The sequence below is a fragment of the Nocardia sp. bgisy118 genome (assembly GCF_057708605.1).
Genome location: NZ_JBYISM010000002.1, coordinates 387367 through 412872 on the forward strand (window position 1 = coordinate 387367; position 25506 = coordinate 412872).

The following is a 25506-nucleotide window of genomic DNA, read 5'->3' on the forward strand; positions in this document are numbered from 1 at the left end:
TCATGCGCGGTCGGTGTCCGCCCAGCCCGCGGCCAGCACGTGGCCGATGCGGGCGAGGGCCGATTCGGAGGTCATCCGCCAGTGGGTGGCCACGACGGCGTGGTTGTGCACGGTGCCGTCCACGGCCTCGGACCAGCTCGCGGCCCCGGTGGCGCCGGTCGGATCGTCCAGGGCGGCGGTGAAATACACCAGGTTGCCCTTGTAGCGGCGGGGCCGGTAGCGACGGAGCAGGTCGAGGGAGCGAGTTCCCGCGTCCAACAGCCGTGCGAGCCGTTCGGCGCCGAAGGAGGAGAACGGTTCCGGCAGTTCGGCGATGCGAGCGGCGAGTTCGGCGAGGCCGAGTCCGGTGTCCGCGTCGGCGGCTTGTTCACCGAGCAGCCCGCCGAGCAGGTCGGCCAGCGGCACGGTGGTGTCGGTCGCCGCGACCGTGCGCGGGCTGTCCATCATGGCCAGCGTCGCGACGTGCTGTCCCTGGTCCTGCAACTGGATCGCGACGGCGTGCGCGAGCACGCCGCCGAGCGACCAGCCGAGCAGGTGGTAGGGACCCTCCGGCTGCACGACGCGGATCTCCGCGACGTAGCGCCGCGCCCAGTCTTCGATCGAATCCGGCAGCGGCTCCGTCGAATTCAGCACCGGAGATTGCAGGCCGTAGAGCGCGCGCTCCGGGTCGACGTGCGCGGCGAGACCGGCGAACGACCAGGCCACGCCGCCGACCGGGTGCAGGCAGAACAGCGGCTCCTTGCCGCCGCCCGGCCGGAGCGGGAGCAGCACGTCGAAGGCCGCCGCCGCGTCCACCCGCCCGCGTCCCGACCTGGTCAGCTCGAGCTGGGCGACCAGCCCGGCCGGCGTCGGCGCGGAGAACAACCACACGACCGGGACCGGTTCGCCGAGTTCCGCGCTCAGCCGGGTGGCCAAGCGGGTGGCGAGCAGCGAGTTGCCGCCGCGTTCGAAGAAGTTGTCGTCCAAGCCGACCCGCTGCGCGTCCAGCACCTCGGCGAAGACGGCGCACACCACGCGGTCCAGTTCGGTCGCCGGAGCGCGAAACTCGCGCACGGACAGTGCGGGTCGCGGCAGCGAGACGCGATCCACCTTGCCGTTGGCGTTGAGCGGCAGCGCGTCCAGCCGAACCAGCGCGGCGGGCACCATGTAGCTCGGCAGCGCCTCGCCCAGCGCGGCGCGCAGCGCATCGATGTCGAGCGGCGTCGATCCCGTGAAATAGCCGACCAGCATGGCGTTCTCGTCATCCGCGCGGTACGCGACGACGATGGCGTCCGCCACACCGGGCCTGGCGCGCAGCGCGTGTTCGATCTCGGCCAGTTCGATGCGATAGCCGCGCACCTTCACTTGGAAGTCGCGCCGTTCCACGTAGTGGAGGTTGCCGTCGGAGCCCCAACGGACCATGTCACCGGTGCGGTAGAGCCTGCCGCCCGGCGCGCCGAACGGATTGGCCACGAAGCGTTCCGCGCTCGACTCCGGCCTGCCGTGGTATCCGCGGGCCAGCTGCGCGCCGCCCAGGTACAGCTCGCCGGTGACGCCCGCGGGCACCGGGTGCATCCGGTCGTCGAGGACGTACACCTGGGTGCCCGCCTCCGGAGTGCCGATCGGCACCGTGCCGGTCGGCATCGCCCTCACGGTGCCGGTTGCCACCGTCGCCGCAGCGTTGAGTGGCACCGGGACCGCCGTGCCGGTCGGCAAAGTCGTCCCGGCGTCTGTCGACTCGAGCACCGCAGCGCCGGTCGGCTCGAACGTCGCTGTGCCGATCGGCACCGTCCCCGCACCGGCCGCCCCTGCGCCGATCGGCACCCCTGACGGCGCACTGACGGTCGCCCGGTACCGGGTCACCGAGACGGCCGCCTCAGTCGGCCCGTACAGATTGTCGACGCGCGCGTCGGTGAGCGCGCCGACCCGCGCGACGGTCGCGGCGGGCAGCGCCTCACCGATCACCAGCAGCCTGCGCAGTGAACGAGGCAGCCTGCGCCTGCCCGACACCTCGGCCAGCATGGCTAGCAGCGAGGGCACGAGTGTGACCGTGGTGACCGACGCCCGCCGGACCAGGTCGAGCACGCCTTCCGGGTCGCGCTGCGCGCCGATGGGTGCGAGCACGACCCGCGCACCGGTGCGCAGCGCCCACCAGAATTCCCACACCGACAGGTCGAACGCGGCCGAGGTCATCAGCAGCGTTGCGTCGTCGGCGCCGAGCCCGTATTCCGACTGCATCCAGTCCAGCTGGTGCGCGACCGCGCGATGCGGGACGGCAACGCCCTTGGGGACGCCGGTCGAGCCCGAGGTGAAGATGACGTACGCGGTGTTGTCCGGCGACAGCGCCCGCACCCGTTCGGCGTCCCGTACCGGCGCGGCATCGACGTTCGCCGGGACCGTCGTGATGTCGAACAGCACCTCGTGATCGGAGACCTCGGCGGGCAGCATCGGCCTGTTTCCCGAGGTGAGCACGAGTTCCGGGTTCGCCGCCGCCAGCACGCCGGTGGTCCGGTCGAGCGGGTGCGCCGGGTCGAGCGGCACGTACGCGCCGCCCGCCGTCACCACCGCGTACATCGCGACCAGCAGGTCGACGCTGCGCGGAATGGCCAGCGCCACCAGCGATTCCGGTGCGATGCCGCGTCCGATCAGCACCCGGGCCAGCCGGTTCACTCGCGCGGCGAATTCGGCGTAGGTCACGGTGCGTGCGTCATCCACGACGGCGACCGCGTCGGGCGTGCGCACCACCTGCGACTCGAACGCGGTGACCAGCGTGTCCGGCGCGAATTCCCGATCGGCGGCGTTCCAGGCGACGAGCATGCGTTCGGCCTCGGCGCCGTCCAGCAGCGGCAGGTCACCGACGGGCAGCCGCGGCGTGGTGCACACGGCCGCGAGCAGCCGTTGCAGCCGCCGCGCGAAACCCGCGACGGTCGCCTCGTCGAACAGCACCGTGGCGTAGGTGATCGTCGCCGCGAGACCCGCGGGCGCGCCGTGCGCGTCGTAGCGGTCGGTGACCACCAGGTGCAGGTCGAACTGGGAGACCTCGGAGTCGAAGTCGACGGCGGTGGCGGTCAGGCCGTCGAGTGTGAAATCGGCCTCGATCTGGTTGTGGAAGGAGAAGCCGACCTGGAACAGCGGGTGCCGCGCGGTGGATCGTTCGGGGTTGAGCACCTCGACCAACCGCTCGAAGGGGACGTCGGCGTGCGCGAACGCCGCGAGGTCGGCGGCCCGCACCCGGTCCAGCAGTGCGGTGAACTCCTCGCCCGCGTCCACCCGGGTGCGCAGCACGAGGGTGTTGACGAACATGCCGACCACGTCGTCCAGTTCGGCCGCGCCCCGGCCTGCCACGGGCGTGCCGACGGCGATGTCGCCGGTGCCGGACAGCCGCGCGAGCAGCGCCGCGAAGGCGGCGTGGACCACCATGAACAGCGTCGCCCCGCCGGCGCGCCCCACTTCGACCAGCGCCGCATGGGATTCGGCGTCGACCGTGAAATCGACATGCCTGCCCCTGGTGGACACGACCGCGGGCCGCGGCCGGTCCGTGGGCAACGGCAGTTGCGCGGGCAGCTCGTCGAGCGTTTCGGTCCAGAACCGGAGTTGGCGCGCCACCACGGATTCTGGATCGTCCTCGGAGCCGAGCAGTGCGCGCTGCCAGAGGCTGTAGTCGGCGTACTGCACCGGCAGCGGCGCCCAACCGGGCGCGCGACCGTGTTTGCGTGCGGCGTAGGCCAGCATCACGTCCCTGGCCAAGGGCGCCAGGGAGGAGCCGTCGGCGGCGATATGGTGTACCACCACCACGAGCACGTGTTCCGTTGCCGCGGAATCGGTCTCGCCGCCGTCCTCGGCGACGGGGCGGAAGAGCCTGGCGCGCAGCGGAACCGCGTCCGTCACGTCGAACCCCGCTCCGACGAAATCCGCGACGGAGACGGGTAGGTCGTCGATCGGGACATCGATCGGGGTGAGCACCGGCGTGCCCGCCGCGTCGACCGGCAACACCACCTGCACCGGCCCGGTCGTCCGCTGCGGGTAGACGGTACGCAGCACCTCGTGCCTGGCCACCACGTCGGCGACGGCGGCATCGAGCGCGGCGACATCGAGCGTTCCACTCAGCCGCACCGCGAGCGGAATGTTGTAGGCGGTGGACTGATGGTCGAGGCGGTTCAGGAACCACATGCGCTGCTGCGCCAGCGACAGCGGCACCGGCTCGTCGCCTGTGCGCGCGATCAGCGCGGGCCGCGCCTCCGACGCGTCGGCGCCGCCCAGCTCGTCCGCCAGCGCGGCCACGGTCGAGCGCTCGAACACGGTGCGCACGCCCACGGTGACGCCGAACGCGGCGCCGAGTCGGGCGGCGAGCTGGGTTGCGGTGAGCGAGTTTCCGCCGAGGACGAAGAAGTCGTCGTCCAAGCCGACGCGGCCGTTGTCATCGAGACCGAGGACCCCGGCGACGGTCTCGGCCACCGCCCGTTCCGCCGCCGTACGCGGTGCGCGGAACGTGGCGGCCCGGAATTCGGGCTCCGGCAGCGCCTTTCGATCCAGCTTCCCGACCGGCGTCAACGGAAGCTCGTCGAGCGCCATGATGGCGGCGGGCACCATGTAAGCGGCCAGCGACCGTCCCGCGAAGGCGGTGAGTTCCGTCGCGTCGACGGTGCGGCCCGGCGCGGCCACCACATAGGAGACCAGCGCGACCACGCCGTTGGCATCGGCATGCCCCACGGTCACCACGTACGCCACGGATTCGTGCGCGGCGAGCACGGCGTCGATCTCGCCGAGTTCGATGCGCAGGCCGCGCACCTTCACCTGGTGGTCGGTGCGGCCGAGGTGCTGGAGCGCACCGGACGCTGTCCAGCGCGCCAGGTCACCGGTGCGGTAGATCCGTCCGCCCGCGGGACCGTAGGGGTCCGCGACGAACCGATCCGCCGAAAGTCCCGGCCGCGCATGGTATCCGCGGGCCAGGCCGGGACCGCGCAGGTACAGTTCGCCCGCGACGCCGACCGGGACCGGGCGCAGGCGGTCGTCGAGCACCAGCGCGGACATGCCGTGGATCGGCGTGCCCATGTCGAGCGATTCGCCGGGGTGCATCCGCGCGCTGATGGTGGTGATGATCGTGGTCTCGGTCGGCCCGTAGGTGTTGTACATCTCGCGTCCGACGCTCCAGCGCCGCACCACATCCGGCCCATACGACTCACCGCCGACGGTCAGCCGCTCCAGCTCCGGCAGCTGCGCCGGATCGAGGGTTTGCAGGACCGCGGGCGTGAGGAACGCGTGGGTCACCCGATGATCGCGGATGAACGCGGTCAGCTCGGCCCCGCCGTAGACGCCCGCCGGCGCCACGACCAAGGTCGCGCCGGCCGCGAGCGCGAACAACAGCTCCAGCATCGAGGCGTCGAAGCTCGGCGAGGACACGTGCAGCACCCGCGAACCGGCCGTCACCGAATACCGATCCCGTTGCGCGCGCGCCACTCCCGCGATGCCCGCGTGCGTGGCGAGCACGCCCTTCGGCACGCCGGTCGAGCCCGAGGTGTAGATCATCCATGCCGCGTGGTCGGTGCGCACCGGACGCACCAGCTCGTCCGGGCCGAGCGGGGCCGCGCTGGTGTGCCGCATCCGCGCCACAGTGGCCGGCGCGTCGAGCACCAGCCACTCGACGGCGCCGGGCAGCGCGGTGTGCGCGTCGCCGATCGTGAGGCCGATGACCGCGCCCGAGTCGGTGAGCATGTGGGCGATCCGGTCGGCCGGATAGGTCGGGTCCACCGGGACGAAGGCCGCGCCGGTCTTGGCCACCGACCACACCGCGAGCAGCGATTCGGCCGAGCGCGGAACGGCGATCGCGACGATGTCCTCCGCGCCGATGCCGTGCCCGGCGAGCATCCTGGCCAGGCGAGAGGACTGCTCGTCCAGCGCGCGGTAGGTCAGCTCCCGATCACCGCAGCGCACGGCGATGCCGTCCGGGTTCATGGCGACCGCCGCCGCCATCGTCTCGGCCAAGGTCCGCGGCGGTACGGCCGCGCCGCCGCGCCGGGCGAGCAGTTCGGCGCGCTCGGCGGGCGCGAGCAGATCCACCGCGCCGATCGGGCGTCCCGGCTCGGCGGTCAGCGCGCCGAGGACGCGGCCGAAGCGGCGCAGCAGCCCGGCGGCGGTGCCGTGGTCGAACAGATCGGTCGCGTAGTTGAGCTCGACGGCGAGATATCCGTCGGCGTCCGGGTCCGCGGCGACGGTGAACTGGAGGTCGAAACGCGCTACGGGCTCGTCGAATTCGACGCCGGAGAGCTCTAGTCCCGGCACCGCGAAGGCGTCGTCGCCGGTGTTCAGGTAGCTCATGGCGACGGTGAACAGCGGATGCCGCGCCTGCGTGGTGGCCGCGCCGAGCTCGTCGACGACCCGCTCGAACGGCACGGTGGCGTGCGCGAACGCCGCCAAGTCGGCGGACCGCGTCGCGGCGAGCAGATCGGTGAACGACTGCTCGGCGCGCGGGCGGGTGCGCAGCACCAGCGTGTTCACGAACATGCCGACCAGGTCGTCCAGCGCCGCCGCGCCGCGACCGGCAACGGGCGTGCCGATCGCGATGTCGTCGGAACCGGAGAGCCTGGCGAGCAGCACGGAGAGCGCCGTGTGCACCACCATGAACGGCGTCGCGTGGTGCTCGCGGGCGAGGTCGCGCACCCGCGCGCCCACGCCCCCGCCGATCCGGGCGCGCACATTCCCGCCGCGCTTGCTGGCTACCGGCGGACGCGGGCGGTCGGTGGGCAGCGCCAGGTCTTCCGGCAGGTCGCGCAGCGTCTCGCGCCAGAACGAAAGCTCCTCGGCGGCCGCGTTTTCCACTGCGGCGGCCTGCCACAGTGCGTAGTCCGCGTACTGCGCGGCCAGCTCCGGCCACGTCGGCGCTGTGCCGAGCACCCGAGACAGATAGGCGGAGAGCAGATCTCGCAACATCGGTCGCATCGAGTACCCGTCGGCGGCGATGTGGTGCAACACCGCGACGAGCACCCGGCTGGCCGGGCTCTCGCGCAGCAGCACCGCCCGCACGGGGACCTCGGTGGTGACATCGAAACCCGCGGTGAGGAATTCGGCGATCCGGTCCTCGATAGGAGCGGCATCGAGGGGTTCGACGGCCAGCCGCACAGGCGCGGCGGCCGCGGGCAGGATCACCTGGTGCGCCGTGCCGTCGGCGGCCGCCGGGTAGACCGTGCGCAGCGCCTCGTGCCGCGCCACCACATCGGCGAACGCCGCCGCGAGCGCCACTTCGTCCAGTTCGCCGCGGATCCGCAGCGCGACCGGGATGTTGTGCGCGGCGGACGACGGGTCGAGGCGGTTGAGGAACCACATGCCGCGCTGCACGGGCGCCAGCGGAACCGACTCCGGCCGCGGACCGGCGACCAGCGGAACGACGGAATCACCAGCGGCCGAGACGATCCCGTCCGCCAGCGCGCGAACAGTCGGCGCCGCGAACAGCAGGCGTACCGGCACCCGTCTGCCGAGCCGTTCACCGAGCCGGGCCAGCACCCTGGTAGCGCTGAGCGAGTTGCCGCCGAGATCGAAGAAGCTGTCGTCGGCACCCACCGGCCCGCGGTCGAGCACGGCCTCGAAAGCGGCGGCCACCAGGCGCTCGGCCGGGCTGACCGGGGCCGTGTAGGCCACCCGGTCGAACACCGGCTCCGGCAGCGCGGTGCGCTCGAGCTTGCCCGAGGCGTTGAGCGGGAACGCGTCGAGCACCACGAAGGCCGAAGGCAGCATGTAGGACGGCAGCGCCGCCCGTGCCGCCGCGCGCAGCGCGCCTTGGAGTTCGCGCGCGGCCGATGCGCTCTCCGGCGTTGGCACCACATAGCCGACCAAGTGATCGCCGACCACCAGCGCCGCGGCCTGGGACACGCCCGCGACCGCGGCGAGCACCGCCTCGATCTCCCCGAGCTCGATGCGCTGGCCGCGGAACTTCACTTGGAAATCGGTGCGCCCCAGGTACACCAGCTCGGCGGTGTCGCCGGTCTCCCAGCGCACCAGATCGCCGGTGCGGTACATGCGGTCGCCGGGAGCGCCGAACGGGTTGGCCACGAACCGATCCGAGGTCAGGTCCGGTCGGCCGTGATAGCCGCGGGCGAGTTGTGTGCCCGCCAGGTACAACTCCCCCGCCACTCCCGGCAGCGTCGGCCGCAGCCGCGAATCCAGCACGTACACCCTGCTGTTCCACTCCGGGTTGCCGATCGGCATCACGGTGCGCTCGGTCTCGCCCGTCACGTCGCGGTAGGTGATACTCACCGCGGCTTCGGTGGGGCCGTACAGGTTGTGCAGCCGGGCGGCGCTCACCGTGCCGAACGCGCGGACGGTCTCGGCGGGCAGCGCCTCCCCGATCACGAAGACCGTGCGCAGCGCGTCGAGGGCGGCGCGCTGCCCGGCGCCGTGCACGTGTCCGGCGAAAACGCTGAGCATCGAGGGCACGAAGTCGGTGACGGTGACGCCGTAACGGCCCATCACCTCGGTGAGGTAACCGGGATCGCGGTGTCCGTCCGGGCTCGCGAGCACGAGCGTCGCGCCGACGCGCAGCGGCAGGAAGTAGCCCCACAGCGAGACGTCGAAGGTGGTCGCGGTCTTCTGCAGGTACACGTCGTCGGCGCGCACTCGGTATTCCGACTGCATCCAGGTCATCTGGTTGACGATCGCCGCGTGGGACACGCTGACGCCCTTGGGCTTTCCGGTCGAGCCCGACGTGAAGATCACATACGCCGGGTTCGCCGGGTGGATGGGCGCGCCGCGCTCCTCGGTCGCGATCGGGTCGTCGGCATAGCCGTCGAGCACGACGGTGTCCACGCACACCGTGTGTCCGGTGTAGCCGAGTTCGGCGCGGTCGCGCTCGGTGGTGAGCAGAGCGGCGGGGCGCGCGGTGTCGAGGATATGGACGATGCGCTGGGCGGGGTGATCGGGATCGATCGGCACGTAGGCGCCACCCGCCTTGAGCACCGCGTACATGGCGATCACGAGGTCGATGGAGCGTCGGATGGCCAGGGCCACCAGCGATTCCGGTCCCACGCCCGCCTCGATCAGGTGGCGCGCCAGCTGGTTGGCGCGCTGATCGAGTTCGCCATAGGTGAGCACCGAGGCGGGCGCGCCGTCGTCGGGGACGTACACCAGCGCCGGATCGTTCGGGGTGGCCGCGGCCTGCGCCTCGAACTCGTCGAGCAGCATCTCCGCCACGAACGCGGTGTGCGCGGAGTCGTTCCACTCGGTGACCACCCGGTGCAGTTCGCCCGCGCCGAACAGGTCGATGTCGCCCACCGGCAGGCTCGGGTCCGCGATCACCGCGGCCAGCAGCCGCCGGAAGCGCTCGCCCAAGGTGCGGATGGTCGCCGCGTCGAACAGGTCGGTGGCGTAACTGAACCGCACCGCGTCGTCGGAGACCGTCAGTTGCAGATCGAAACGTGTTGTCTCGTAGTCGAACTCGTATTCGGCCACGGTGACCCCCGGCAGCCGCACCGCGACGGGGGCCAGGTTCTGGAAGAACAGCGCGACCTGGAACAGCGGGTGGCGCGCCTGCGAGCGCGGCGGGTCGAGCACCTCGACCAGCCGCTCGAAGGGCACCTCGGCGTGGGCGAACGCGTCCAGATCGCCCTCGCGCACCCGCCGCAGCACGGCGGCGAAGGGGTCCGCGCCCGGCACCGCGGTGCGCAGCACCAGGGTGTTGACGAACATGCCGACCAGGTCGTCGAGCCTGCGTTCGCCGCGCCCGGCGATCGGCGCGCCGATGGCGATGTCCGCGGTGCCGGAGAGCCGGGCGAGCAGCACCGCGAGCGCGGCGTGCACCACCATGAACGGCGTCGCGTCGTGCCGCGCGGCCAAGGTCGCGATGCCCGAGCGCAGCGCCGGGTCGAGCAGCAGAGTGACGCTCGCGGCGGCGTGCGAGGCGACGGCGGGGCGCGGCCGGTCGGCGGGCAGGTCGAGCTGCGCGGGCAGACCGCGCAGCGCCTGCCGCCAGTACGCCAGCTGACGGGCGGCGATCGCGTCCGGATCGTCCTCTGCGCCGAGGATTTCGTGCTTCCACAGCGCGTAGTCGGCGTACTGCGCGGGCAGCGGCGCCCAGTCCGGCGCGGCGCCGGTGACGCGCGCGGCGTACGCGGCGGCGAGATCGCGGGCCAGCGGTCCCATCGAGAAGCCGTCGGCGGCGATGTGGTGCACGACGAGGGCGAGCAGATGCTCGTGCTCCGCGAGCCTGGCCAGCCCGATGCGCAGCGGAACCTCGGCGGTCACGTCGAACGGGGTGGCGACGAATTCGGCGAGCGCGGCGGCCGGGTCGGTCGCGTCCAACTCGGTGATCGCGGGCACCGCGGCGTCCAGGATCAGCTGGTGGCCGGTGCCGTCGCGGTCCGGGTAGACGGTGCGGAGAGTTTCGTGCCTGTCGACGACGTCGGCGATCGCGGCGGTCAGCGCCGCGGTGTCCAGCTCGCCCGCGAAGCGGAGGGCGACCGGGATGTTGTTGACGGTCTCGTCGGGATCGAACCGGTTCAGGAACCACATCCGCTGCTGCGCGGGCGAGAGCGGAATCATCTCCGGGCGCGGGCCGACGGTGAGGATGGGACGGCGGGCGGCGCCCGCACTCTCCGCGCGCTCGGCCAGGGCCGCGACCGTCGGCGCGTCGAACAGCATCCGCACCGGGATGTCGGCGCCGAGCTCGGCGCCGAGCCGCGCGGCCACCTGGGTGGCGATCAGCGAATTGCCGCCCAGTGCGAAGAAGTCGTCGTCGGCGCCGACCTGTTCGACGCCCAGCAGCTCACCGAACAGGGCCGCGACAGTGCGCTCCGCGTCGGTCTCCGGCACGCGGAAGACCGCCGCCGCGACCACGGGTGCGGGCAGTGCCGCGCGGTCCAGCTTGCCCGAGGAGTTGAGCGGGAATTCATCGAGCACCACGAAGGCCGACGGCACCATGTAGCCGGGAAGTTCGGCGGCCAGCCGCGCGCGCACGGCGTCGATGTCGATCGGTCCGCCCGCGGCGGTCAGGTAGGCCACCAGCTGATCGCCGTGGCCTGCGCCGCGCACGACGACGACGGCCTGGCCGACCGCGTCCGAGCCCGTGAGCGCGGCCTCGATCTCGCCGAGCTCGATCCGCAGACCGCGCAGCTTCACCTGGAAATCGGTGCGGCCCAAATACTCCAGTTCACCGTTGGCGTTCCACACCACCAGATCGCCGGTGCGGTACATGCGGTCGCCGGGAGCGCCGAACGGGTCGGCCACGAACCGATCCGAGGTCAGGTCAGGTCGCGCCAGGTAGCCGAGCGCCAGCTGCCCGCCCGCCAGGTACAGCTCACCCGGCACGCCGACCGGCACCGGCCGCAGCCGGGCGTCGAGCACGAGCAGCCGGGTGTTGAACACCGGCCTGCCGATCGGCACCGAGCCGGTGTCCGCGTCGGTGACCTCGTGATAGGTCACGTCCACCGCGGCCTCGGTCGGGCCGTAGAGATTGTGCACCCGCGCGCCCAGGACGCGTCGCGCCCGCTGCGCGACGGGCGCGGGCAGCGCCTCGCCGGACGCGAAGACCCGGCGCAGCGCGGCGCAGTCGCGGGCCAGCGGCTCGTTGAGGAACACCGCGAGCAGCGAAGGCACGAAATGCACCGTGGTGATGCGTTCCGCCGCGATGAGCCTGGCCAGGTAGGCCGGATCGCGATGCCCGTCGTGCCGCGCGACGACCAAGCGCGCACCGATCTGCAAGGGCCAGAAGAACTCCCACACCGACACGTCGAAGGTGGCCGGCGTCTTCTGGAGCACCGCGTCGTCGGCGCGCAGCCCGTAGCGGTCCTGCATCCACACCAGCCGGTTGACGATGGCGGCGTGCGAGACGGCGACGCCTTTGGGGCGACCGGTGGAGCCGGAGGTGAAGATGACGTACGCGGGGTGGCCGGGGACGAGCGCGCCGAGCCGGTCGGCGTCGGTCAGCGGTCCGTCTGCGAAGCCGGACAGCTCGAGGCGATCGATCCGAACCTGCGGCGCCGCGGCGACTTCCAGATCCATCCCCGAGGTCAGCACGCATACCGGACGCGCCGTGGTCAGCACGTATTCGGTGCGATCGACCGGATGATCGGGATCGAGCGGCACGTACGCGCCGCCCGCCGCCGCCACCGCGTACATCGCCGTGACCAGATCGAGCGAGCGCCGCATACCCAGCGCCACACAGGAACCCGGACCGACACCCTGCGTCACCAACCAGCGCGCCAAACGGTGCACGTGAGTGGCGAACTCGCCGTACGAGTGGGCCGGACCCGTCCCCTCGAAGGCGACCGCTATCGCCTCGGGTGTGCGCGCGACCTGCGCTTCGAACAGCGAGACCAGGGTGTGCGGGCTCGTGGCGACCGGGTGCGCGGTGTCGTTCCATCGCTGAAGCACGAGCGCCCGTTCGGCGGGGTCGAGCAGTTCGATATCGCCGACCCGGATCGCCGGGTCGGCCACCACGGTCTCCAGGATCCGGGTGAATCGCGCCCCGAAGGATTGCACCGTGGCGCGGTCGAACAGGTCGGTCGCGTAGCGCAGCAGCGCGCGCAGCGCCGTGCCCGCCCCCTGCCGGTGTTCGACCAGTTCGAGCGCCAGGTCGAACTGAGCGACGCGGTTGTCCAGCGGGTAGGCCGACACCTCCAGCCCGGGCAGCTCGAGCACCGTGTCGTCGCGGTGCTCGAGGGTGAGCAGGGTCTGCACGATCGGCGAATGCGACTGCGAGCGCACCGGGTTCAGCTCGTCGACGAGACGCTCGAACGGCAGATCGGCGTGCGCGAAGGCGCGCACGTCGGCCTCACGGACCGCGCGGAGCAGATCGGCGAAGGTCGCGCCCGCGCGCACCGGGGTGCGCAGCACGAGGGTGTTGACGAACATGCCGACGAGCTCGTCGAGCGCCTGTTCGGCGCGTCCGGCGACGGGTGTGCCGATCGCCAGGTCTTCGGTCCTGGCGAGGCGGCCGAGCAAGGTGGCGTAGGCGGCGTGCAGCACCATGAACGACGAAACACCGTGTCGCCTTGCCAGTTCCGCAATGGCTGCGGTCAGTTCCGCGGACACCGTGAACTCCACGGCCGCACCGCGCCCGCTGGCGAGCGGCGGGCGCGGGCGATCGGCGGGCAGCTCCAGCACCGGCGCGAGGCCGGCCAGTTCGGCACGCCAGTGTGCGATCTGCCTGGCCAGCACCGATTCCGGGTCCGAGGCCGCCCCGAGCGTCTCGCGCTGCCAGAGCGTGAAGTCGGCGTATTGCACCGGCAGCGGACGCCACAGCGGTGATTCGCCCGCCGCGCGGGCGGTGTAGGCCACCATCAGATCGCGGGCCAGCGGTGCGGTGGACACGCCGTCGGCGGCGATGTGGTGCACCACCACGGCGAGCACATGGTCTTCGGAGGCGGTACGGAACAGCCTGGCGCGCACCGGGATCTGGTTGCGCAAGTCGAACGGCTCGGCCGCGAACGCGGCGACGGACTCCGGCAGTTCGACCTCGGTGACCACGGTCGGGTCCAGGTCCAGCGCGGGCACTTCCGCGAGGGAGCGCACCGACTGGAACGGGCCGTCGCCGTCGGAGGGGAACACCGTACGCAACGACTCGTGCCGCGCGACCACGTCGTTTAGCGCGGCGGCCAGCGCGGCGGTGTCCAACGCGCCGGTCAGCCGGATGGTGATCGGGATGTGGTAGACCGCCGATTCCGGATCGAGGCGATGCAACAGCCACATCCGGGTCTGCGCCAGCGACAGCGGAATTCGCTCCGGGCGCGGACCGGCGGCCAGCGCGGGCCGCGCGATCACGTCGTCCAGTTCGGCCGAAAGGCGCACGCGCACGGCGAGTTCGGCCACCGTCGGCGCTTCGAAGACCTCGCGCACCGTGAGCGCGCAGCCGAGCGCCGCGTTGGCTCGCGCCACCAGGCGCATGGCCAGCAGCGAATTCCCGCCGCGCGTGAAGAAGTCGTCGTCCGCGCCGATCCGCGCCGATCCGCCGAGCAGGTCGGTGACCAGCGCCGCGAGCACCGATTCCGCACCCTCCCTCGGCGCGCGGTATGCCGCTGCGCCGCCGCTGAATTCGACCTTCGGCAGGGCCGAGCGATCCAGCTTGCCGACCGTGGTCAGCGGCATATCGTCCAGCGCCACCAGGTGTGCGGGCACCATGTAGCCGGGCAGCCGGTCGCGCACCACGTCCAGGACCGCTTCGGCATCGATCTCCCCGCTGACGTAGCCGACCAGGCATTCGTACCCGGTGCTGTCCTCGGCCACCACGACCGCCGCGTTGGTCACGCCCGGCACCCCGGCCAGCGCCGACTCGATCTCGCCGAGCTCGATCCGCTGGCCGCGCAGTTTGATCTGGAAATCGTTGCGGCCCAGATAGATCAGGTCGCCCGCGCGGTTCCAGCGGACCAGATCGCCGGTGCGGTACATCACCGCGCCCGGCACGCCGAACGGGTCGGCGACGAACCGTTCCGCGGTCAGCCCGGAGCGGCCCTGGTAGCCGCGGGCCAGCTGATCGCCCGCGAGGTAGAGCTCGCCGGGCACACCGACGGGCACCGGGCGCAGCCGCGCGTCGAGCACATAGACGCGGGTGTTCCAGCAGGGTCGCCCGATCGCCACCTCGCGGCCGGAAGTCACTTCGGCGTCGGTGAATTCGTGATACACCGCTGAGATCGCGGCCTCGGTCGGGCCGTAGGCGTTGTGCACCGCGCCGTCGAAGCTGCCGCGAATCGCGGCGAGCAGATCGGGCGTGAGCGCCTCGCCGCCGCAGTGCAGATGCCGGAACGAGCGCAGCGCGTCGCCCATGCCCTCGCCGATGAGCGCGGCGAGCACCGAGGGCACGTATTCGGCGATGGTGATCCCGTGTTCGCGCAGCAGCCCGGCGAAGTAGGCCAGATCGAGGTGTCCGCCGGGCCGGGCGATCACCAGCGGCGCGCCGACCGCGACGGGCAGGAAGCATTCCCACACCGAGACGTCGAAGGTCAGCGGCGCGCGCTGCAGGATGCGGTCGGCCGCCGTGACCTCGTACCGGTGCTCGAGCCAGCGCAGCTGGTTCATGATGGCGCGGTGGGTGACCGCGACGCCCTTGGGCCGTCCGGTCGAGCCCGACGTGAACAGCACGTACGCGAGGTTGTCCCGGCGCAGCGCGGCGCGGCGCTCGGCATCGGCGACCGGCTCGGCGGAGTACCCGGAGAGGTCCAGGTCGGCGGGGCGAAGCACGCGCACATGCGGCATCGCAGGCAGTTCGGCGCCGCCGACGACCAAGACAAGTGCGGGGTGGGCGCTTTCGATCACCTGGGCGAGCCGGTCGGCCGGATGTGTGGGGTCGAGCGGAAGGTACGCGCCCCCGGCGCGCACGATCGCGAACATCGCCACGAGCATGTCCAGCGAACGCAGCGCGGCGAGCCCGACGACGATGTCCGGGCCGACGCCCTCGGCGATCAGGAGCCGCGCCAGCCGGTTCACCCGGTCGGCCAGCGCAGCGTAGGTAAGCGACTCGTTCTCGTAGGTCACCGCGCGACCGTCCGGATCGGCGGCGGCGCGGGCGGTCAGCAGGTCGTCGAGTGTCTCGGCGGGCAGCGAACGCGCGGTCGCGTTCCGGTCGGCCAGCAGCATGCCGCGCTCGGCGACCGACATCAGCTCGACGTCGCCGACCGCGGTCCTGGTGTCGCGTGCCATGGCGCGCAGCACCCGCTCGAATCCGGCGAGTAAATCGGTGACCGTGTGCTCGTCGAACAGGTCGAGCGCGTAGTGCAGGTGCACGTCGATGCCGTCGGGCTCGCCGTCCGCGTCGTAGCGGTCGGTCAGGGTCCAGTCCAGGTCGAGCTGGATCGGGGCGGGCCCGATGTCGAGCGCGCCGATGGCGAGCCGCTGGAGACGGAAGTCGGGCTTCGTCTGGTTCTGGAGCGTCAACGCCACCTGGTAGAGCGGCGAATGCGCCTGCGAGCGTACTGGATTCAGTGCATCGACGAGCTGCTCGAACGGCACCGCGGCGTGCTCGAACGCGGCCAGGTCGGCGGTCCTGACCACCGTGAGCAAGTCGGCGAGGGTGGCGTCGGCGCGCACCTCGGTGCGCAGCACGAGGGTGTTGACGAACATGCCGACGAGCTCGTCCAGCGCCTCGTCGCCACGCCCGGCCACCGGTGCGCCGACGACGACGTCGCCGGAGGCGGCCAGCCTGCTCAGCAGCGCGGCCAGCGCGGCGTGCAGCACCATGAACGGGGTGACCCGGTGTGCCGCGGCGAGCTCCTGGATATCGCGGTGCATGGCGGCGTCGAGTCGTCCGGTGACGGCGCCGCCGCGGTTCGAGGCGACCGCAGGGCGCGGACGATCCGAAGGCAGCGCCAGCACCTCGGGCAGGCCCGCCAGGCGGTGCGTCCAGTAGCGCAACTGGCCGGCCAGCACCGAGTCCGGGTCGTCCGCGCGGCCCAGCGCCGCGCGCTGCCAGAGCGCGAAATCGGCGTACTGAACGGGCAGCGGACGCCAAGCGGGCGCGGACCCCGCGCAGCGCGCGACGTAGGCGGCGGCCAGATCGCGGGTCAGCGGCGCGAAGGACCAGCCGTCGGCCGCGATGTGGTGCACCACGAACAGCAGCACGTGCACCGGCTGGGCGCCGCCGTCCTCGACGTGCAGCAGCCGAACCCGCAGCGGCACTTCGGACGTCACGTCGAAGCCGGTTTCGGCCGCCGCCGCGATCAGCGGGGGCAGTTCGGCGGCGCGCACCGGGCGCGGTGTCACATCGACCAGCCGGGTGCCAGGGGGCAACACCACCTGGGTCGCCGCGCCGTCGTGTTCCGGATAGATGGTGCGCAGCGTCTCGTGCCTGGCGATCACGTCGGCGACGGCCGCGGCGAGGGCGGCCACGTTCAGCGCGCCCGTCAGCCGCAGCGCGAACGGGATGTTGTAACCGCCGCTCGCGCTGTCGAATCGGTTCAGGAACCACATGCGCTGCTGCGCGATCGAGAGTGGAATGGTCTCGCCGCGCTCCCCTGCGCGCAGCGGCGGCAGCGTCACGGGCGCGGCCGGGCCGTCGAACCGCACGTGCCTGGCCAGCTCGCGCACGGTGGGCGCGTCGAACACGGCGCGCACGGGCACCTGCGTTCCGGTGGCCCTGGACAACCGCGCGGCGAGCTGCGTCGCGACGAGCGAGTTGCCGCCGAACGCGAAGAAGTCGTCGTCCGCGCCGACCCGATCGGCGCCGAGCAGCGCGCGAAAGGTATCGGCGACAAGGGTTTCCGCGGTGCCTTCGGCCGCGCGGAATGCCACGGTGCGCCGCGCGGGTGCGGGCAGGGCCCCGCGGTCCAGCTTGCCGGAAGCGTTCACCGGGAAGGCGTCGAGCACCACGAACTCGGCGGGCACCATGTACGCCGGTAGTCGGCGGGCGGCCTCCGCGCGCACCAGGTCGAGGTCGAGCGCGGTCTCCGACCTCAGGTAGGCGACCAGCTGGTCGCCGGTGCCGTGATCATCGCGGACCAGCACCGCGGCCTGCGCCACCCCGGGCGCCGCGAGCAGCGCCGTCTCGATCTCGCCGAGTTCGATGCGCAGGCCGCGCACCTTCACCTGGAAGTCGGTGCGGCCGAGGAACCGCACCTCCCCCGCCGCCGTCCACCGCACCAGGTCGCCGGTGCGGTACATCCGTGCGCCCGGCGCGCCGAAGGGGTCGGCCAGGAAGCGATCTCCGGTCAGGTCGGCCCGGCCCAGATAGCCGCGGGCCAGCTGCGCACCGGCCAGATACAACTCGCCCGGCACGCCGACCGGGACCGGACGCAGACGCGCGTCGAGGACGTACATCCGCGTGTTCCACACGGGTCCGCCCATCGGCAGCGCACCGGTGTCCGCGTCGGTCACCTCGTGCGCCGACACCTCGACCGCCGTCTCGGTGGGCCCGTACATGTTGTGCACCCGCGCCGAGGTGAGCGCGCGCATCCGCTGCGCGGTGGCGGCGGGCAGTGCCTCGCCGGAGCAGAAGACGTGCCGCAGGGTGGGGACGTCCGGCTCCTCGGCGACGAACGCCGCCAGCATGGACGGCACGAAATGCGCCGCGGTGACGCCCTCGCGGCGGATCAGCTCGGCGAGGTAGGCCGGGTCGCGGTGTCCGTCGGGGCGGGCGAGCACGAGCCGCGCGCCGACCTGGAGCGGCCAGAAGAACTCCGGCACCGACACGTCGAAGGCGACGGGCGTCTTCTGGAGCAGCACGTCGTCCGGGTCCAGCGCGACGTACGCCGACTGCATCCAGCGCAACCGGTTCACGATCGCGCCGTGACCGACCGCGACGCCCTTGGGCCTGCCCGTCGAGCCGGAGGTGAAGATGACGTACGCGGTGTTCGCGGCGCGCAGCGTGCCGCGGCGTTCGGCGTCGGTGATCGGTGCGTCGGAGTATCCGGACAGGTCGAGCCGGTCGATGCGGATCTGCGCCGCGGCGAGGTCCAGATCGGCGCCGGAGGTCAGCACCGCCACCGGAATCGCCGTGGCGAGAATGTGTTCCGTGCGTTCAGCGGGATGGTCGGGGTCCAGCGGCACGTAGCCGCCACCCGCGGCCGTGATCGCGTACATGCCGACAACCAGATCGATGGAGCGCCGCATGCCGAGCGCCACCAGCGAATCCGGGCCGACGCCCTGCGCGATCAACCAGCGCGCCAGCCGGTTGACCCGCGCGGCGAATTCGGCGTAGGTGAGCGTCGCGCCGTCGAAGGTGAGCGCGGGGCGATCCGGGGTGCGCGCCGCCTGCACGGCGAACAATGAAGCGAGCGTGGCGGATTCGTCCACAGGGTGCACGGTGTCGTTGAAGCGATCCAACACGAGCGCGCGTTCGTCGGCGTCGAGCAGGTCGATCTCGCCGACGCGCGCCGCCGGGTCGGCGGCCACCGCGCCGAGCATCCGCCGCAGTCCGGTGACGAACGCGTCCACCGTCGCGGCGTCGAACAGATCGGTGGCGTAGCGCAGGCGGCCGGACAGCCCGGCGTCCGCGGCGAGTTCGCCGAGCACCAGGTGCAGGTCGAATTTCGCGCCGTCGTCGGGGATGTCGATCGGCTCGACGGTCAGCCAGGGGACCTCAACGGCCGACGGCGTCTGCCCGGCCGCGCCGAAGCTCAGCAGCACCTGGAACAGCGGGTGCGCGCCGGTGCCGCGATCGACCTCCATGGCGTCGACCAGCTGCTCGAACGGCAGCTCCGCGTTGGCGAACGCGGCCAGGTCGGCGTCGCGCACCTCGGCGAGGAAGTCCTCGAACGGTACGTCCCAGCCGACCCGGGTGCGCAGCGCGAGGGTGTTGACGAACATGCCGATCATGGCGTCGAGATCGCGCTCGCCGCGCCCGCCGATCGGCGTGCCGACGACGATGTCGTCCGCGCCGCCCCACCGCGCCAGCGTGGCGGCGAAGGCGGCGTGCAGCGCCATGAACAGCGTGGCACCGGAGCGGGCGGCCAGTGCCCGCAGCCCGGCGGCGACCTCGGCGTCGATCGCGAAATCGACGGCCGCGCCACGCCGGCTGGGCCGCGCCGGACGCGGCCGGTCGGTCGGCAGCGGCAGCTCGGCGGGCAGTCCGCCGAGGGCGTCGCGCCAGAACCGCAGCTGCTGGTGCGCCAGATCGCCGGGCCGTTCCGCCGCCCCGAGTAGCTCACGCTGCCACAGACTGTAATCGGCGTACTGGACGGGCAATTCGGGCCAATCGGGCTGTTTGCCGATCAGCCTGGCCTGGTAGGCACGGATCAGGTCGGTGACGAGCGGGGTCATCGAGAGCGCGTCGGCGGCAATGTGGTGGACCACGAACACCAGCGCGTATTCGTCGGCGGGCACGCCGCTCCCGTCGTCGACGTGGTCGACGGCGAGCAGCGCGACCCGCGCGGGCAGCTCGGCGGTGACGTCGAAACCGCCGCCCGCGATCGCCGCGATGGCGTCGGCGAGCTCGGCGCGCTCGACCTCGACGGGGTGCAAGCTCAGACCGATGTCGTCCGCGTCCAGGATCGACTGGTAGGGACCGTCCTCGGTCTCCGGATAGATGGTCCGCAGCGATTCGTGCCTGGCGAGCACGTCGAGCACGGCCCGCTCCACCGCGCGCACGTCGAGCCTGCCGGTCAGGCGAAGCACGACGGGCAGGTTGTAGACGCCGGGTGCATCGTCCTGGCTTTCCAGGCGATTGAGGAACCACAACCGCTGCTGCGCGGGCGAGAGCGGAATGCGCTCCGGCCGGTCCCGGCGAGTCAAGGGCAGCCGCGTGCGGCCCTCGGTCGCCAGCTCGGCCACCGCGGCGGCGAAGCCCTCGACCGTGGATGCCTCGAAGAGGGCGCGCACCGGGATGCGCGCGCCGACCGCCTCGCCCGCGCGGGCGGTGACCTGGGTGGCGTCCAGCGAGCTGCCGCCGAGCGCGAAGAAGTCGTCGTCCAGCCCGGCCCGCTCGACCCTGAGCACCTCGGCGAAGACGGCGCCGACCAGCCGCTGCGCCGCGTCGACCGGAGAGCGAAAACCCTTGGCCTGCAACACCGGAATCGGCAGGGCCGCACGGTCGAGCTTGCCGCTGGTGTTACGCGGGAATTCGGTCAGCTGCACGAGCGCGGTCGGCACCATGTACGCGGGCAGCACCCGGCCGAGACCGGCCTTCAGCGCGTCCAGGTCCAGTTCCGCGCCGGAGTCTTGCCGCGCCGGGGCCGCGATGACATAGCCCGCCAGATAGTCGCCGGTCTCGGCGGTGATCAGCCGCACGGCCGCCTGGCCGACCTCGGGCGCGGCGAGCAGCGCGGTCTCGATCTCGGCGAGTTCGATGCGCTGACCGCGGAACTTCACCTGGAAATCGACGCGGCCGAGGTAGACCAGTTCGCCGTCCTGACTCCAGCGCACCAGGTCGCCGGTGCGGTACATGCGCGCGCCGGGCGCGCCGAAGGGGTTGGCCACGAAGCGATCCGAGGTCAGGTCGACCCGGCCGTGGTAGCCGCGGGCCAGCTGATCTCCGGCCAGGTACAGCTCGCCCGGCACGCCGATCGGCACTGGACGCAGCCGCGAATCCAGCACGTAGACCTGCGAATTCCATTCCGGCTCACCGATCGGCACCTGCGGGGTGTCGTCGACGGTGACCTCGCGGTAGGTGATGGACACGGCCGCCTCGGTGGGGCCGTACAGGTTGTGCAGCCCGGCGTCGGAGACCGCGCGAAAGGCCGCGACGGTCTCCGGCGGCAGCGCCTCGCCGATGACGAACACATCGCGCAGCGAGGCCAGCTCGTCGGCCTCGGCGTGCGCGGCGAAGACCGCCAGCATGGACGGCACGAAGTCGGTGAGCGTGACGCCGTGGCGGGCAATGGTTTCCGCGATGTAGCGCGGATCGCGGTGGCCGTCCGGGGCGGCGAGCACCAGCGTCGCGCCCGCGCGCAGCGGCAGGAAGTAGCCCCACAGCGAGACGTCGAAGGTGGTCGCGGTCTTCTGGAGGTACGCATCGCCCGCGCGCACACGGTATTCGTCGTGCATCCAGGCCAGCTGATTGGCGATGGCGCGGTGGCTGATCGAGACGCCCTTGGGCCGACCGGTGGAACCGGAGGTGAAGAGGACGTACGCGGGATGCTCGGGGTGCAGCGCGGCGGTCCGCTGGCCGTCGGCGATCTTGGCCGCCGAGTAGCCGGCGAGGTCCAGCTCGTCGAGATGGTGCACGCGCACGGACGACGGCACCGTGCCGGGCGGCGTGAATCCGGCAGCGCGGGTGGTCAGGATGGTGTGCGGCGCGGCCGTGTCGATGATGTGACCGATGCGCTCGGCGGGGTGCGCCGGGTCCACCGGCACGTACGCGCCGCCCGCGCGCAGTACGGCGTACATCGCGACACCCAGCTCGACCGAACGCGGCATAGCCAGCACCACAAGCGATTCCGGCCCGACGCCGGTATCGATCAGCATCCGCGCCAGCCGGTTGGCGCGATCGGAGAGCTCGGTGTAGGTGAGCGCTGTGTCGTCGTCGGCGACGAGGGCGACCGCGCCGGGGGTGCGCCGGACCTGGTTGTCGAAACCCTCGTGCAGGAAGCGGTCGGCGACCCGGTGACCGCTGGCGTTCCAGCTCGCGGTCACGTAGTCGAACTCACCCGCGTCGAGCAGTTCGATATCGCCGACGGGCGCGTCCGGCGTGCCGACGGCGGCGCGCAGCAGTCGAACGAACTTCGCGGCGAACTCCCGGACTGTCGCGGCGTCGAACAGGTCGGTGGCGTAGGTGAATTCGGCCCGGTATCCGCCCACCGCGGCGGCAGGCTCGGAAAGCGTCAGCTGGAGATCGAACTTGGCGAACCCGGATTCGAAGTCGACAAGCTGCGTGTCGAGTTCGGGCATGGCGAGCGGGACGGGCGCCATGTTCTGCATGAACAGCGCCACCTGGAACAGCGGGTGCCTGCCCTGCGAACGCGGCGGGTTCACCGCCTCGACCAACTGCTCGAACGGAATGTCGCCGTGGGCGAACGCACGCAGGTCGCGTTCGCGCGCGTGCCCGACGAGCTGCGCGAAGGTCGCGGCGGGCGCGACCTCGGTGCGCAACACGAGGGTGTTGACGAACATGCCGACCAGGTCGTCCAGCGCGGGCTCGCCGCGGCCCGCGACCGGGGTGCCGACAGCGATGTCGGAGGTGCCGGAGAGCCGGGCCAGCAGCGCGGCCAGCGCGGCGTGCAGCACCATGAACGGCGTCGCGCCGCAGCGCTCGGCGACCCGTCCGACGGCGGCGCGCAGGTCGGCGTCCAGTGCGAATTCGTGGGTGGTGCCGCGGTAGGACGCCACGGCCGGCCGCGGGCGGTCCGACGGAAGATCCAATTGCGCTGGGAGCTCGGCCAATTCGGTCCGCCAGAATCCCAGCTGACTCGCCGCCGCCGATTCCGGATCGTCCTCGTCGCCGAGCACGGCGCGCTGCCACAGCGCGTAGTCGGTGTACTGCACCGCGAGCGACTGCCAGCCCGGCGCCGCGCCGGCCCGGCGCGCGGCGTAGGCGGTGACCAGGTCGCGCATCAGCGGTCCCATCGAGACGCCGTCTGCGGCGATGTGGTGCACCACGAGCACCAAGGTGTGGTCCCGCGCGGCGCTGCGCAGCAGGCGCACCCGCACCGGGATCTCCTCGGCGACATCGAAGCCCTGGCTCGCGACGGCGCGCACCGCCTCGGCCAGCCGCTCCCCAGGAATCTCGGAGGGCGTCAGATCGAAGACGGCGTGCATCGGCCGCACCACCTGCACCGGGCCCGCCTCGGTCTGCGGGTAGACGGTACGCAGGATCTCGTGGCGCGCGACGAGATCGGTGATCGCGGCCGACAGCGCGGGCACGTCGAGCGCGCCGCGCAGGCGCAGCGCCACCGGAATGTTGTCCACCGCGGCATTCGCGCCCAGCCGGTTGAGGAACCACATGCGCCGCTGCGCGGGCGAGAGCGGAACGTGCTCCGGGCGCGGCCCCGCCACCAGCGCTGGTCGCGGGGCCCCCGCGCCGGACAGCGCGGCCACCGCAGCCACCGTCGGCCGGTCGAAGAAGTCCCTGACGTCGATCGCGACGCCGAGCGCCGCCGCGACCCTGGCGATCGCGCGCGCCGCCAGCAGCGAGTTGCCGCCGAGGGCGAAGAAGTCGTCGTCCGCGCCGACCCGCGGCGCGTCGAGCAGGTCGGCGAAGATCTCGGCGACGCGACGCTCGGCGTCGGTCGCGGGTTCGCGGTATTCGACCGCGGCGGCGCCGAAGTCGGGTTCGGGCAACGCCCGACGGTCCAGCTTGCCGTTCGCGTTGACCGGCATCTCGTCCAGCACCTGCACCAGCGAGGGCACCATGTACTCCGGCAGGTGCGCCCGCGCGGTGACGAGCACAGCTGCGGTGTCGACCGCGCCGCCACCGGCCGCCACCACGTAGCCGACGAGGTGATCGCCGCCCGCGTGCCGGTGCAGCGTGACCGCGGCTTGCGCCACCTGCTCGTCGCGCAGCAGCCCGGCCTCGACCTCGCCCAGTTCGATGCGCAACCCGCGCACCTTCACCTGGAAGTCGGTGCGGCCCAGGTATTCCAGTTCGGCAGGACCGCCGTCCACGCCGGACACCCAGCGGACCAGATCGCCGGTGCGGTACATCCGATCGCCCGGCGCGCCCTCGGGGTTCGCCACGAACCGATCCGCGGTGAGACCCGGACGGGCCACGTAGCCGCGGGCCAGCTGTACGCCGGACAGGTACAGCTCGCCGACCACACCCGCCGGAGCCGGACGTAGGTTCGCGTCGAGCACCAGCAGTTCGGTGTCGTCGGCGGCCGTGCCGATCGGCACGCTCGTGGTGTCGGCGGCGGTCACCTCGTGCGCGGTCACGTCGACCGCCGCCTCGGTCGGACCGTACAGGTTGTGCAGGGTCGCGCCGCTGACGTCGCGGAAGGCGGCCGCGGTGGCCGCGGGCAGCGCCTCGCCGGAGGCGAAGACCAGGCGCAGGGTGTCCGCGGCCGCTTCGATCTCCGGCTCGGCGACGAACACCGCGAGCATCGACGGCACGAAATGTGCCACGGTGACGCCGTAGTCGGCGATCGTGCGGGCCAGGTAGGCCGGATCGCGATGGCCGTCGGGCTCGGCGATCACCAGCCGCGCGCCGATCTGCAAGGGCCAGAAGAACTCCCACACCGACACGTCGAAGGTGAACGGTGTCTTCTGCAACACCACGTCGGCCTCCGACAGCCGGTACAGCCGCTGCCGCCAGCGCAGGTTGGCCAGGATCGAACGGTGCTCGACCGCAACGCCTTTCGGCCGACCCGTCGAGCCCGACGTGAAGATGACGTAGGCGGTGTTGTCCGCCGCGGGCAACAACGGCAGCTCCGTGTCCAGCGGTTGTCCCGCGGCGCCGGTGAGCTGTCCGGCGCTGCGGAGGGCGGCCTCGAATTCGTCGATGCGCAGCACCCGGCTGTCGGCGATCGACTCCGGCTGATCGGCGGTGGTGGTGAGCACCAGCGTCGGCGCCGCGGTCTGGAGCACGTAGGCGATGCGCTCGGCGGGATGCTCCGGATCGATCGGCACGTACCCGCCGCCCGCCTCGAGGATCGCGTACATGCCGACGAGCAGTTCGAACGAGCGCCGCACGGCCAGCCCCACCAGCGCGTCCGGCCCGACGCCCAGCTCCCGCAGGCGCCGAGCCAGGGCGGTGACGCGCGCGTCGAACTCGGCATAGGTGAGTGTGGCGTCGCCGAATACCAGTGCGACAGCCTCCGGGGTGCGCTTGACCTGCTCCTTGAATTCGCTGACCAGCGTCTCGACCGGGGTGAACGCGGTCGGCAGCACGTCGGCGGCGATCAGCAGCACGTCGTCGAGCAACCGGTCGAGCACCTCGCCGAGCGCGCCGTCACCGGATTCGAGCAACTCCGGAAGCCTGCCCGAGATCACCACCGAAACCAGGGCATCCGGGCTCAGTCCGCCGCCCATGGCCGCGCCGAGCGCCGCGACCTCGGTGGCCAGCGCCGCGTAGCCGACCGCGGTGTCGCCGTGCCGCAGCGCGATGCGCTCGGGCGCCAGCTCGGCCACGATGTCGAGCAGGCCGGGTAGGTCCTCCACACCGTAGGCGCGGCGCAGCAGCGCATGCCGGGGTGGGTAGGTGCGGTTGCCGAGTCCGCTGGATGCGACCGATTCTGCGTGAGACAT

Annotated in this window: 1 protein-coding gene; it reads right to left on the reverse strand. The window is 72.2% G+C overall.

Annotation, left to right across the window (positions count from 1 at the left end):
* Positions 1-25506 carry a non-ribosomal peptide synthase/polyketide synthase gene (locus AC3EO7_RS03995; protein ID WP_435590469.1) on the reverse strand — a complete coding sequence of 8502 codons (25506 nt, stop codon included), beginning with the start codon at positions 25504-25506 and terminating at the stop codon, positions 1-3.

Coding starts and splice junctions, on each gene's coding strand:
- AC3EO7_RS03995 (WP_435590469.1), bottom strand. CDS start 25,506: ATGTCTCACGCAGAATCGGTCGCATCCAGCGGACTCGGCAACCGCACC.